Source organism: Amycolatopsis sp. lyj-112, assembly GCF_046549055.1.
Lineage (GTDB): Bacteria > Actinomycetota > Actinomycetes > Mycobacteriales > Pseudonocardiaceae > Amycolatopsis.
This window is the reverse complement of sequence record NZ_JAJPWS010000007.1, coordinates 54,096-66,432: the sequence shown is the minus strand read 5'-3', so window position 1 is coordinate 66,432 and position 12,337 is coordinate 54,096. Positions and strand designations below refer to the sequence as shown.

Below are 12,337 nucleotides of genomic sequence, written 5' to 3'. Positions count from 1 at the left end.
CGTGTTAGCCGCCTGGATGCCCTCCATCGGGTGGAGAACGCCTCTCAGCCTGTTCTTGCTGGTAGACGAGGTCGAGCATGTCCTTCACCAGCTTCAGTCGTTCGGGTGACAGCTGGCCGGCGCGCATCGCCAGGAGCTGTATCTCCTTGTCCCCGGAGAGGTTGTCCAGCTTCGCGCGCTCGACCTTCAGCGCTTCCAGCCGCTGATCGACTTGCCGTACCACTTCGTCGTCATCGAAGAAATATCCGACTGGAACCTCGAAGAAAGCGGCGAGCCCCTGCAAGTAACCCCGCGTGGGGTTGTCTCTCGTGCCGTTACGCAGCCCCCAGATATAGCTGTGAGATGCCTTTTTTACGTGCTGACCAGCGATAAGAGCGGCAGCGACCTGCTCGTTGGTGCACTCTCTGCCGTCGGATCGCTTCGTCGCGGCGAAGAGATCATTCAGCTTCGCGGCTAGCGTTCGCTTCGCTTGCCCTTCCACCTAGGCCTCCAAGACGACCACTGTGTCTTCTCTGGTGAGACACCCGATCGGGTGATCACTTTCTCGTCAGTTGAAATCAGCTTTCTGCTGAGAATAGTCTCGGATCTACGACGCCTCAACTGAGGAGAAAGTTCGCCACCCAGGTGGAGTAGGAAGACGCAGACCTTGACGGTCGGACGGAGGCCGATGGTGACCTCAATGGTGCCAGTACGCGTGGAATGGCCGGGCTCATCCCGGCGCAGCGGGGCAAGAGCGGCCCGCGACTAGCGCGGTCGATTGCTCTGCGGATGGGGAGACGCAGATGCGACACATCAACGGCTTTGCCGAGGCGGTGCACCGGTTGCGTCGCGAGCGGGGAATGAGCCTGGGTGACGTGGCCGCAAAAGCCCGCTACAGCCCAAGCTACTTATCCAAACTGCTCCACGGCCACCGGCCTCTTCTGCCTGAGGTCGTTCGCCAGATCGACGCTGTCCTCGACGCGAGTGGGCAACTCGAATGCCTCGCCGCGCAGCAGCGGTCGGAAGGTTCCGTCGGTGGTGACAAACCGATGCAGCTGCCCGCTGATGTCCCGGGCTTCGTCGGGCGCGCCGACACCTTGCGGGCGATGGACGCCGCACTCGCGGACCCGGCGAGCGGGGGCACCCGCATGATCGTGATCGAGGGAAGTTTCTGGGTTGGGAAAACGGCCCTTGCCGTGCACTGGGTCACCGGCATCCTTGATCGATTCCCTGGTGGCTGCCTTTTTGCTGACATGCGCGGGCTCGGCCCTGGTGTGCCTAGATCGCCGGAGGAGGTTCTGGACGGCTTCTTGCAGGCCCTGGGTGCCGGCCAGGCGGACCTGAACGGCACGCTCGAAGTGCGGACCGCCCGCTTCCGATCGATCCTCGCCGAGCGTCCCGCCGTCGTCGTCCTCGACAACATCGCCGACTACAGCCAGGTGCGTCACTTGCTACCTGGAGGCGGCAGCGTCGTCGTTGTCACCAGCCGCGAGCACCAATCCAGCCTGCTGCTGCGGACCGGTGGCCTATCTATCGACTTGCCCGCCTTGCCGGTCGCCGACGCACTGGCTCTGCTCGCCAGCCGCGCCGGCCGTCATCGGCTCGCCGTGGACCCCGTGGCGGCGGAATCGATCGTACGGCGTTGCGGGCGGTTGCCCATGGCGGTCCTGATCGCCGCGGAACACCTCCAGCAGCGTCCCGACTGCACCCTGGGCAAGATGGCCGACCGCCTTGCGACCGACCGCCACCGGCTCGACCTGTTCACATCGCCGGATCCCACGGTCAACATTCATGGCGTAATCGACCTGTCCTACCTCGCGCTGCCGCCGGCAGCGGCCCGGTTGTTCCGTCTGCTGGGGATCAGCCCCGGCTGCACCGTCAGCGCGGATTCCGCTGCTGTACTCGCCGACATTGAACCCGACCTCGCGGAGTCACTTCTCACGCTGCTTCGGCAGGCCAACCTAGTAAATCCCGTCGCAGGAGGCCGCTACAGCATCGACTACCTCTTGCGGGCGTATGCATTTCAGCGCGCGCTGGTCGAGGAACACCTTCGGGATGTCGAGATGGCGCAAGACCGGGTTCTCAGGTGGTACACCGCACGAGCGCTTTCCGCCAACAACTCGCTCATCCCGAACTGGCGTGACTCGGCAATCAGCAGTCTGTTCGCGGACGTCGGGCAGGGCAAGCTCGGCTTTGACGAGGCGATGTCCTGGTGCGACACGGAAGTCGCGACCGCCTTGCAGATTGGGAAGAACACGCGCAGTCATCTCGCGAAGGACCTTCTGTGGATCCTGCCGACAGCCTTCCTGCCATACTTCGCAATCACTCGAAGGTGGACAGACTGGCTCATCGCTGCCAACGACGGACTCGATGCCGCGACCGCAGCGGAAAGCACACAAGGAATCGCTCGTAGCCTGCAAGTCCTCGGCTGGGCCGAGCGCGACCTCGGCCGCACAACCGAAGCCATCTCGCACCTCACTCAAGCTCTCGAACTCTTCGCCGAACTCGGCGATGAGCTGCCAGCGGCATGGACCGCGCATGGCCTAGCTCTCGCCCTCTCCGACGGCCAACAGCACGGCGACGCGATCGCCCACTTCCAGGCGGCGGACAACCAGTTCCAGGCACTTCATCACAGCATCGGCATCACCATGAACCGGGCAGCACTAGCTCTCGCTCGACATGACGCCGGAGATCGCGAGCGTGCTCTCGACACCGCGCGCGACGCGCTTAGCCTGTCTCGGAGTATCGACTCTGACGGCATCCATAGTCTCGCGAACCACAACCTCGGCGTCCTGCTGCTTCGCCGCGGCGAACACCGAGCGGCGCTTGCACACCTTGATACCGCGGCCTCCCTTCGACAGCGTCCGTGGCAGCGATGGAATCTCGCCGACACCCTGATCGCGCGAGCCGACACCTTGACCGCTTTAGGGTTTCGTCCGCAGGCCAGTGCCGCCTACGAACAAGCTGCTGACATTCTGGAAAGTGTCCGCGACTCGCGGGCACACGAAATCCGTGCGCGCGCCGCGCTGCGCGGAAATCTGACCGGATAGAAAAGAATTCGACCCCTGATTCAGGTCTGCGCCCATCAGTGAGGGCACGGTAATCTGTCATTATCGCGATTGAACGCGATTGCGCGCTTTGTTGCGCTGCCTGAACAAGTCATGATTCCTGATCTTCAGAGGGAACCGTCGGGATGGATCTGGCTGGGCTCAAGTGTTTCCATCGCTGGGTGCTTCGATGCATATCCTGTGTCGCGCGGCAGCCACGGTTAATGAAAATCATGTCGGTCTTGACAGGATCGGGACAAGATCAACACAAAATCGGGACAACGTTGTGCTCACTTGACGGGTTCCCGCTCACCTCGCGGTGGTGGATAGTCAATAGCAGAACAACTCAACTTCTCTACATGGAATTCGCCGATCTGCAGGCTGCCATGAGGTTCGTTGTTCCATTGTTGCCGACCACTAAGCCTGAGAGTTGAGGACATGATTAGTATTTCGCGAACTCGGAAAATTCGGTATGGCCTCGCCGGAGCGGTGGCCGCACTCGCCGTCGCAGGATCGGGCGCGACGGCAAACGTTGCCACAGCAGTAGAAGCAGCGTCTCGAGGTCCCGTCACCGTCAGCGAGGGATGCGGGTATCTCGGCTGGGGGAAGTATCGGCACTGCGATGGCGGGACAGGTTCCACCGTGATGCTGGACGTCGAGGATTTCTGGGGCGACCTTTTCCGCTACTGCGTCGGGCCCGGAACTACCAACCTCCAACCGGTCATCAGATGGCGGGTGATCGGCGCCTGGTGGAACGGAGGCACCCGCTGCATTCCGGGTTACTACGGCCCGGTGTGATCAAGACTCGCCAGAATCGTCATCGTCGACCCTGGACTTGCTGATCGGCGGCGATAGTTCTGGCGCTCCGGGGGATCCGGCCCCGGACGCGGCGTGGCGGGAGACCAGGCTCGCCGCCCAGCTTGGCCCGTCACGCCGCTCTAACTAACCGCTCAACTACAAGCAATTCCGTCGGTGTGTCGGGGAATGGCGGAAGTACCGCCGGGGTGGCGCTCCTCCCCCTCAAGCGCCACCCCGGCGACCCCATCAACCGGTAAGGCCTCACCCGCTATCAGTGTCGTCAAGCAGGGAGGAAGAACGATGGCACACCAGATACCCACGCAGCGACCGCGCCTGGCGAGGGCGTTCTATCCGCTTGCCAGCACCATGACCAGCGCGCCCACCAGGAGACACGGCCCGAACGGCATCATCGTGGCGCCGTCGTCATCACGGCGTGCGACGCCGGGCGCAGCGGCCATGACCAACGCGAGCAGCGAGGCTGTCAGCAGTGCTCCGGCGACCTGGGCCCAGCCGATCCACCCGGTCACCAGACCGACTACCGCGGCGGCGCTGACGTCGCCGGCCCCGACACCTCCGCCGGTGGCGACGGCGAGGATCAGGAACAGCCCACTCGCCGCGATGAGTGCGGCAAGCGCTCGAACACCCGAGGTGGGGTCGTGACGGGTCAAGCACAACATCGCGAACCCCAGCACGGCGCCGGCAAGCTGCGGCCACATCAATACGCGGGGCAGCCGGTGTTCGCGCCAGTCGATCACCGCCAAGGGAACCCCCAACACGGCCACGAATCCATAGACAGCGAGCTCACCGTGGGCTCCCACTCTCCAGCCCAGCAACCCCAGGGCGGCGGCCGTGAGCACTGCGCCGAACCACCACGCCCCGGCCAGTGTCCGCCCGTGTCGCAGGAATCGGCGCGTGAGCCCGCTCGCTGCTGCACCGAGCACCAGGCCGGCGGCGGCAGCACTGCCACTCCACCACCAGCTGCTCGCCGTCAGCTGCACGACTCCTCCAGCCCTCGTGTGATCACCCTTTACGCCATCCTGCCCGCCCGATTTCCAGACCGACCTGCTGTCAAACCAATGGGTGAACTTCATTCCGACGAGGTCGCCCAGAAAGCCGACGCCACGAAAGTCGGTCTTGAGACGAGCTCACCGCCGTTAAGTGTCACGGCGTCGCTTGCCCACCCTGACCAGCGATCGTCGACGAACCGGGGGACCGTGATGACCCACTACCGCAGCACCCGCCTCGTCCTAACCACCCTTGCCATCGCGACCGGACTCGGCTTGAGCATGAGCGCCTGCAGCTCAGACAACGGCGTAGCCCCGACGTCTTCGACGCCGGCACCGCCACCACCCCCCAGCACCACGGCTAGCTCGCCTGCCGACATCGCCAAGCAGAAGGCCACCACCGCCTACGTGGGCATGTGGGAGGACGTCGCCGCCGTGGCGACCACGTCCGATTGGCAGTCACCCCGGCTGGCCGACCACGCCACCGGCGACGCGCTGTCGTTGCTGTCGCGCCAGATGTACGCCGATCACTACAACGGCCTGATCACCAAAGGTAAGCCGGTCAACATCCCCGTCGTGCAGTCCGTCGAACCCCACGACACGCCGAAAACCGTCATGATCCGCGACTGCTCGGACGCCAGCAACTGGTTGAAATACCGCGCGGACAACGGCCAGCTCGCCGATAGCGAGCCCGGCGGCAAGCACCTGATCAACGCCGAGGTGAAGCTGGCCGTCGACAGCTCCTGGCGGGTGACCCGGTTCGCTGTGGAAGGGAACGGAACATGTTGACAGCCAGACGGATGGGAACCCTGGCCATACTGACCTCCGCTGCGATTTTCGCGAGCGTCGTGCCCGCCCTGGCAAGCGACTGGTATGGCGAGGTCGACTGCGGTCGAAGCTCGTACGCCGGATGCGAGCTCGGCGCTGGACAACGTGGTCGCGGTGCCCCCGCACCGAATCCGGGACCGCGCCCCGGCGAGCCGAAATCGCAAGGAGACAGGCCGGGCACTCCGGCTCCTCCGCCCGGTGACCGGATCGTCGGCGGCGAGAGCAACCAAGCGGATTGCTCGTACGTGCGCAGCGACTACCAGCCACCGGAGAACGGTGTGCAGACGGTCAGCTATCACCCTCGCCCCTCGGGTTCTGGTGGTGCGCAGTTCGTATCGCTCTCTCGGTCGCGGCTTGAAGGCCCGTTGCTGGCACAAGTTCCGGGACAGGGGGGCGGGTGGTACGTCTACCAATGTTCCGGTCAGGGTATGCGGGACGCGCTCTACCGGGCACCGGTGTGGTTTCCGAATGGCCAGGCTCCCGGAGCGGCGCCGCTGCCGTCACCGGCGGAGCTGGCTGAACAGGCGCGGTCGCAATTGCGGTTGCCGAGTCCGGTGATTGCGTCAAGCCCGGCTGGGACGCAGCTGGTGCAGCTGCCGACGTGGCTGTGGCTGGACCGCGCGATGTGGCAGCCGAAATCCGCGACGGCATCAGTACCTGCTGTGTCGGTCACCGCGACCGCGACCCCGATCTCGGTGTCCTGGGCGATGGGCGACGGGAACACCGTGACCTGCACCGGACCGGGCACGCCGTTCCCCGCGTACAGGGATCCGCAGACGGCGTCGCCCGACTGCGGCCACACCTACCAGCGATCGTCGGCTGGCGCGCCGGGTGAGCGGTTTCCCGCCCTGGCGACCGTGTCGTGGCGGATCACGTGGTCTGGTGCCGGGGCGTCGGGCACGTTCCCGGACATGACCACCAGCGGATCAGCGTCTTTCCGGGTCGTCGAAGCCCAAGCGTTGGGCACTGGCTAAGCCGGAATGGCTTTTCCTCACTGAATCAGTCGATTTCGTTTCCTTTCGTTCCTGACCGTGTATTCGTGGCGGCGTTTCTCGCCAGGTGAATGCGTGGTGCGGTTGAGCTATGCCTGGAGGGGTTTCTCGTGACCAGTACCGATAGTCCCGCACGTGGCCATAACGCGACCGGTGAAGCACGACCGGTGTCGTGGCTGGATTCCTCGGGTTCGCCGTCGAGGTCGGCTCCGCACCGAGGTCGCCGGCGCCGGTTGCCGCACCTGGTGGCAGGGGTGCTGCTGGTCGTGCTGTGCGTCGGGGGCGCGGTGTGGTGGACCACCAGCACCCAGGACCGAGTCCCGGTGCTGGCGCTGGCGCAGCCGGTCCCGCTTGGCCATGTGCTGACGCCTGCGGACTTGCGCGGCATCGATGTTTCCGCCGCGCCGGGCGTAGCCCTGATCCGGGCGGATCAGGCGGCGAGCGTGCTGGGGCGGCCGATGGCGACCAGCCTCGGCGCCGGAGCACTGCTGATCCCGGAGGCGGTGGGCGCTGCCGCGATCCCGGCGGCAGGCCGGGCGGTGGTCGCGGTCGGGGTCAAACCCGGCCAGTTCCCGCCGGAACTCGCTGCCGGTGCCCCGGTAGCTGTCGTTGTCACCGCCGCCGCGACCGGAACCTCGACCACCGGACGAGGTCAGGCGCCGGGAACCTCCTGGCGGGCCACGGTCGTCGGCGTCGCGCCCGCGGGAACGGATCAGACCTCGGTGGTGTCGCTGGATCTCGACACGAGCGGGGCGTCGCAGCTGGCGCAGGTCCCGGCCGGGCAGCTCGCGCTGGTGATGCAACCCGCGGGCGGTGAGCGGTGATGCTGATCGCCTTGTGCTCGGTGAAAGGTTCGCCGGGAGTGACCACCCTGGCTGTCGCGCTGGCCGTGACGTGGCCGCACGCCGAGAGCACCCGCCGTCTGGTCGCGGAGGTCGACCCGGCAGGGGGTGATCTGGCGATGCGGTTCGGCCTGCCGGCCACGCCGGGGCTGGTCAGCCTCGCCGCCGCCGCGCGTCGCACCCGCGATCCCGCGGTGGTGTGGAACCACACCCAGGCCTTGCCCGGCGGCGCCCGCGCGCTGGTGGCCCCGCCAGGTAGCGCGCACGCCCGCGCCGCGCTGTCGACCCTGGCCACTGCCCCGGACGGGCCGCTGCTGCCCGCCGTGGCCAGCGAATCGGGTGTGGTGGTGTTCGCCGATTGCGGCCGGGTGGATCCCGGATCACCGGCCGAGGCGATCGCACGCTGCGCCGATGCGCTGATTTTGGTGACCAGAACCCAGGGCGATGACCTCGCCCACGCCGCGGCCCGGTTGGGCGAGCTGGCCCGCTGGACGCCACGTCCCGGCTTGCTGCTGACCGGCGAGGGCTATCCGACCGTGGATGTGGAGCGCGAGCTGGGGGTGCCCGCGATCGGGCGTCTCCCGCACGACCCGGTCGCTGCCGCCACCCTGACCGGGCACCGGCCGCCACCGGTCCGCCGTCGCGGCAATCGCGGTGGCCTTGCCCGCCACGCCGCCGCTCTCGCCCGCACCCTGGCCGAACCCGCCAGACCCACCGCCGCGCCACCGGCGACCATGCCCGCCGGCGTGCCGGGTGTGCCTGCCCAGCAGGTGCGCCAGCCCGCTGGCGTGCTCATCGCCCCGCCCGGACACAGGCCGCCCACGCTCCGGCCGGCGTCCACGCCGCCGCAGGTCAGTGATCTGCGGAGCAACGGTCATCAGCCCAGCACTGCCGGGAAGGAACCACTCGCATGACTCAGACCGATCACCCCGCAGCGCCTTTCGCCGAGACCGGCCCGGAGGATGCCGAGCAACGGTTGCGCGCCCAGCTCCGGCAGGCGCTGACCACGGACCTGCCCGGCCGGGTCGAGACCATGTCCCTTACCAGCGGCGGTGGGTTGAGCGTGGCCCGGCGCCGCGAGATCGGCCGCGAGGTCCTCGATACCGCGGTCGCCGCACACAGCGAGGCCGAACTTCTCGCTGGACGCGCCCTGGTGGACTCGGCGGCCGAGCAGCGCGTCGTCGAGCAGGTGCTGGACGAGGTGTTCGGTCTGGGCGGGCTGCAGCCTCTGCTGGCGGATCCGTCGGTGGAGACGATCGCGGTCAACCGCTACGACCGGGTGTTCGTCCAGTACACCGACGGTCGCCGCGCCCAGGTCGCCCCCGTGGCCTCCTCCAACGTGGAACTCACCGACCTGATCCGCACCCTCGCCGCCCGTGCGTCGTCGGAGGAGCGCCGGTTCGACCGCGGCAGCCCCGCACTCAACCTGCAACTACCCGGCGGCGAACGGCTCTTCGCCGTCCTCGGCTTGACGGCGGGCGGGGTGACGGCGTGCACGATCCGCCGGCACGGCTACCTCACCGCCACCCTCCCGCAGTTGCGCCGCCGCGGCACCCTCGATGTCGGTCTGGAGCGGTTCCTACGCGCGATGGTCCGGGCGCGGAAGAACGTGCTGATCACCGGCGGCACCGGCGCCGGGAAAACCACCCTCCTGCGGGGCCTGGCCTCGGAAATGGACCCGCTCGAGCGGATCGTCACCGTCGAGGACGCCTTCGAACTCGGCCTCGACCGGGATCCAGAGCTGCACGCCGACGTCACCGCCCTGCAATCGCGCGAACCCAACGTCGAGGGCGAGGGCGCGATCGACCAAGCCGAACTCGTCCGCTGGGGTCTGCGCATGTCCCCGGACCGCGTCATCGTCGGCGAGATCCGCGGCGCCGAGGTCATCCCGATGTGCAACGCCATGTCCCAGGGCAACGACGGCTCCATGGCCACCTTGCACGCCTCCAGCTCGAAGATCGCCTTCACCCGCCTCGCCTCCTACGCCGCCCAAGGCCCGGAACGGCTACCACTCGAGGCCACCGCGCTGCTCGTCGCCTCAGCGGTGCATTTTGTTGTGCACCTCGACCGTGCCGCCGACCGGACGACGCGGGTGATCGCCTCGGTCCGCGAGGTCGTCGATGCCGAGGACGGTGCGGTGATCTCCAACGAGGTCTACCGCCGCGGCCCGGACCGCCGTGCCATGCCGGTGGCCGGGGCACTGCGCACCGACACCCTCGACGACCTGATCGCCGCCGGATTCGACCCGGACCTGCTGGCCCGGCCGGAGGGGTGGTGGACACCATGAGCATCGACACCACCACGATCGTCGCCGCCGTCTTAGGGCTGGGTGCTGCCCTCGGCGTGCTGCTGATCGCCGCCGCCTGCCGCCGGACCCCCGCGACATCGGCACTCTCGCGGACTCGCGGGCTGTGTCGTGCCGTCCGTGGCCGGGCAGGCCACGGCCAGGCGTTGCCGCGCCTGGTCGTGGCGGTCGGCGCGGGCGTGCTGACCGGGGCTGTGACTGGGTGGGTGGTGGGCGCGGTGGTGGCCGCGGCGGCGGTGTGGTTCCTGCCCCGGCTGGTGGGCCCGGACCGTGCCCACGCCCGCCGGGTCGCGCGGATCGAGGCGATCGCGTCGTGGACGGAGATGCTGCGCGACGTCCTGTCCGCCGCGGCGGGGCTTGAGCAAGCCATCCTCGCCACCGCCCCGCTCGCGCCCGCGGCTATCCGCGGCGAGGTCGCGGCTCTCACCGCGAGGCTGGAAAGCGGGCAGCGCCTGGCGCCGGCCCTGCGCACGCTGGCGCGCGAGCTGGACGACCCGACCGCGGACCTCGTCCTCGCCGCCCTCGTGCTCGCGGCCGAGCACCAGGCACGCCAGCTCGGGGACCTGCTCGGCTCCCTGGCCGTCACCGCCCGCGAGCAGGCCGCGATGCGGATGCGCGTCGAGACCGGCCGCGCGCGGACCCGCACTTCAGTGCGGGGCATCGTCGCCACCACCCTCGCGTTCGCTGTCGGGGTCGTGGTGTTCAACCGCGCCTACCTCGACGTCTACAACACCGCCACCGGCCAAATCGTCCTGCTGCTCATCGGGGGCTTGTTCGCCGCCGGGTTCGCCTGGCTCGCCCGGATCGCGACCGGCGGCCGGCAGAGCAGGGTGCTCGCCCTGGACACCCCGCAGCCCACCGGAGCGCGAGACCGCAGTGACGCGACTGTCGGCGGAGGTGAGCGCTGATGATTCCCGCTCTGGTGTTCGGCGCCGGTGCTGGTACCGGGCTGTGGCTGCTGCTGACCTGGGCTGTGCCACCGCACCCCGCGCTGAGCGACCAGCTCGCCCAGGTCAGCTCGGGCCCGCCGCCCACGCCGATCGTGATGGCCGCAGATGCCGGCTGGGTGCGTACCTGGGGCCGGGTCTTCGCCCCCGGGCTTCGGATGCTCGGCCCGCCCAGCGCGAAGACCACAGCCGATCTGCGGGTCACCGGCCGCGGTGTCGATACCCATCTGGCGTCGAAAGCCGTGCTCGCCGTGGCCGGGCTGCTGGCCCCGTGGCTGCTGCAAGCCCTGTTGGCTCTGGGCGGGCTATCGCTGGGGATCGAGGTGCCGCTGCTGGCCGGGCTCGGGCTCGCCGCACTCGGGTTCGTGACCCCGGATCTCGACGTCCGCACCAAAGGCACCCGACTGCGGCGCGAGTTCCGCGACGCCCTGTCCGCTTTCCTCGACCTCGTATGGATCACCCTCGCCGGGGGAGCCGGGGTCGAGGCGGCCCTCGGAGACGCCGCGGCCGTCGGGACAGGGCCGGCGTTCGACAAGATCCGCCGCGCACTGCACGCCGCCCAGCTGACCCGCACCACCCCCTGGGCCACGCTGCGCCAGCTCGGCGAGGAACTCGACATCACTGAGCTCGCCGAGCTCGCCGCGTCGATCTCCCTGGCCGGGACCGAAGGCGCTCGCGTCCGTGCGTCCCTGGCGGCGAAAGCCCAAGCGCTGCGGACCCATCAGGTCACCGACGCCGAAACCGACGCCCAGGCCGCCACCGAACGCATGGCCCTGCCGGTGACGCTGCTGTTCCTCGGTTTCCTGGGATTCATCGCCTATCCCGCTGTCATTCAGGTCCTCAACGGGCTTTAGGTCCGCGTGGAGTCGCGGCGAAAAAGCCTTGCACAGAAACGAAAGAAGGAACCATGAAGCAATACGTCCGTACGATATGGACAGTGGTCTCGGCGAGGATCGCCGTGCTGCGAGCCGAACCCGAGCGCGGTGAAATCACCACCACCGTCATCATCACCGCCCTGATGGCCATCGCCGCGATCGCCATCATCGCGATCATCGTGGCGAAACTGACCGCGAAGGCCACGTCGATCAACCTCGGGATTGGCTGACCATGCCGGCCCGAAACCCCTCACCGAGACAGCCTCGCAGCCGGCTGGCTCGCCGTGTCCGGCGAGCGTTGTCCGGGGACCGGGGCGAGGTCACGGTCGAGCTGGTCATCGCGACACCGTTGCTGCTGCTGGCGTTGCTGGCGATCATCCAGTTCGCCGTGTGGTCCCACGCCACTCATGTCGCCCAGGCCGCCGCCTCGCAAGCCCTGGCCGCGGCCCGCGTCCAGCACGGCACCGCCGGCGCCGGACACGCCGCGGGGCAGCGGCTGCTCGACGACCTCGCCGCCAGCCCGCTGCGCGACCCACGGCTCACCGTCGTCCGTGACGCGACCTCGGTTGCGGTGAGTGTCCGTGGCGAGGCCGCCGCGGTCCTGCCCGGTGTGCAGCTGCACGTGCACGCCGAAACCGCCGGCGAGGTCGAGCGCTTCGTGCCTGATACGGACACAGCACCCTGACTTTTCCTTATCCAGAGCCAGCTTCTGGTGCGAGA

General features: G+C 68.2%; 13 protein-coding genes. 11 read left to right on the top strand and 2 right to left on the bottom strand.

Translation table 11 applies throughout. From position 1 onward, the window contains the following. Positions 1–4: 4 nt before the first annotated feature. Positions 5–481, bottom strand: coding sequence for an XRE family transcriptional regulator (locus ACLJRL_RS23270; protein WP_410658373.1), 477 nt, complete (start codon positions 479–481; stop codon positions 5–7). A gap of 301 nt (positions 482–782) precedes the next feature. Between ACLJRL_RS23270 and ACLJRL_RS23265 the strand changes: the two genes are divergently transcribed. Together ACLJRL_RS23265 and ACLJRL_RS23260 are read left to right on the top strand one after the other, a co-directional pair. Next, entirely contained in the window at positions 783–3,029 is a 2,247-nt protein-coding gene (locus ACLJRL_RS23265; RefSeq protein WP_410658372.1) for a helix-turn-helix domain-containing protein, read from the top strand. A gap of 435 nt (positions 3,030–3,464) precedes the next feature. Beyond that, positions 3,465–3,824 carry a DUF6355 family natural product biosynthesis protein gene (locus tag ACLJRL_RS23260; RefSeq protein ID WP_410658371.1) on the top strand — a complete coding sequence of 120 codons (360 nt, stop codon included), beginning with the start codon at positions 3,465–3,467 and terminating at the stop codon, positions 3,822–3,824. 347 nt (positions 3,825–4,171) lie between these two features. On the opposite strand, the gene ACLJRL_RS23255 is transcribed toward ACLJRL_RS23260, so the two are convergent. After that, positions 4,172–4,606 carry a prepilin peptidase gene (locus tag ACLJRL_RS23255; RefSeq protein ID WP_410658370.1) on the bottom strand — a complete coding sequence of 145 codons (435 nt, stop codon included), beginning with the start codon at positions 4,604–4,606 and terminating at the stop codon, positions 4,172–4,174. 111 nt (positions 4,607–4,717) lie between these two features. Between ACLJRL_RS23255 and ACLJRL_RS23250 the strand changes: the two genes are divergently transcribed. The 9 genes from ACLJRL_RS23250 (at position 4,718) to ACLJRL_RS23210 (ending at position 12,302) form a co-directional block, all read left to right on the top strand. Then, positions 4,718–5,617: a hypothetical protein gene (locus ACLJRL_RS23250; RefSeq protein ID WP_410658369.1), complete on the top strand. Its 900-nt coding sequence runs from the start codon at positions 4,718–4,720 to the stop codon at positions 5,615–5,617. Between the two features lie 626 nt (positions 5,618–6,243). Continuing rightward, a complete protein-coding gene (locus ACLJRL_RS23245) occupies positions 6,244–6,630 on the top strand; it encodes a hypothetical protein (protein ID WP_410658368.1) in 387 nt (128 codons plus the stop codon). Between the two features lie 128 nt (positions 6,631–6,758). Continuing rightward, entirely contained in the window at positions 6,759–7,472 is a 714-nt protein-coding gene (locus ACLJRL_RS23240; protein ID WP_410658367.1) for an SAF domain-containing protein, read from the top strand. Positions 7,473–7,510: 38 nt separating this feature from the next. After that, entirely contained in the window at positions 7,511–8,404 is an 894-nt protein-coding gene (locus tag ACLJRL_RS23235) for a MinD/ParA family protein (protein WP_410658366.1), read from the top strand. Next, positions 8,401–9,777, top strand: coding sequence for a CpaF family protein (locus tag ACLJRL_RS23230; protein ID WP_410658365.1), 1,377 nt, complete (start codon positions 8,401–8,403; stop codon positions 9,775–9,777). Before ACLJRL_RS23235 ends, ACLJRL_RS23230 begins: the two co-directional genes overlap by 4 nt. Then, on the top strand, positions 9,774–10,703 hold the full coding sequence (locus tag ACLJRL_RS23225) for a type II secretion system F family protein (protein ID WP_410658364.1): 930 nt from the start codon (positions 9,774–9,776) through the stop codon (positions 10,701–10,703). Before ACLJRL_RS23230 ends, ACLJRL_RS23225 begins: the two co-directional genes overlap by 4 nt. After that, the gene (locus ACLJRL_RS23220; RefSeq protein ID WP_410658363.1) at positions 10,703–11,596 is read left to right on the top strand and encodes a type II secretion system F family protein; all 894 of its coding nucleotides are present in this window, start codon (positions 10,703–10,705) and stop codon (positions 11,594–11,596) included. The genes ACLJRL_RS23225 and ACLJRL_RS23220 overlap by 1 nt, the downstream gene beginning before the upstream one ends. Positions 11,597–11,649: 53 nt before the next feature. Then, positions 11,650–11,847 (top strand): hypothetical protein, encoded by a 198-nt coding sequence (locus ACLJRL_RS23215; protein WP_410658362.1) that lies wholly within the window; start codon positions 11,650–11,652, stop codon positions 11,845–11,847. 2 nt (positions 11,848–11,849) lie between these two features. Continuing rightward, the gene (locus ACLJRL_RS23210; RefSeq protein ID WP_410658361.1) at positions 11,850–12,302 is read left to right on the top strand and encodes a TadE/TadG family type IV pilus assembly protein; all 453 of its coding nucleotides are present in this window, start codon (positions 11,850–11,852) and stop codon (positions 12,300–12,302) included. The last annotated feature ends 35 nt before the right edge of the window (positions 12,303–12,337 follow it).

What these genes read in the sequence shown, in the direction of transcription:
- ACLJRL_RS23265 (WP_410658372.1), top strand. Translation starts at nt 783, where the DNA reads ATGCGACACATCAACGGCTTTGCCGAGGCGGTGCACCGGTTGCGTCGC.
- ACLJRL_RS23260 (WP_410658371.1), top strand. Translation starts at nt 3,465, where the DNA reads ATGATTAGTATTTCGCGAACTCGGAAAATTCGGTATGGCCTCGCCGGA.
- ACLJRL_RS23230 (WP_410658365.1), top strand. Translation starts at nt 8,401, where the DNA reads ATGACTCAGACCGATCACCCCGCAGCGCCTTTCGCCGAGACCGGCCCG.
- ACLJRL_RS23225 (WP_410658364.1), top strand. Translation starts at nt 9,774, where the DNA reads ATGAGCATCGACACCACCACGATCGTCGCCGCCGTCTTAGGGCTGGGT.
- ACLJRL_RS23220 (WP_410658363.1), top strand. Translation starts at nt 10,703, where the DNA reads ATGATTCCCGCTCTGGTGTTCGGCGCCGGTGCTGGTACCGGGCTGTGG.
- ACLJRL_RS23215 (WP_410658362.1), top strand. Translation starts at nt 11,650, where the DNA reads ATGAAGCAATACGTCCGTACGATATGGACAGTGGTCTCGGCGAGGATC.
- ACLJRL_RS23210 (WP_410658361.1), top strand. Translation starts at nt 11,850, where the DNA reads ATGCCGGCCCGAAACCCCTCACCGAGACAGCCTCGCAGCCGGCTGGCT.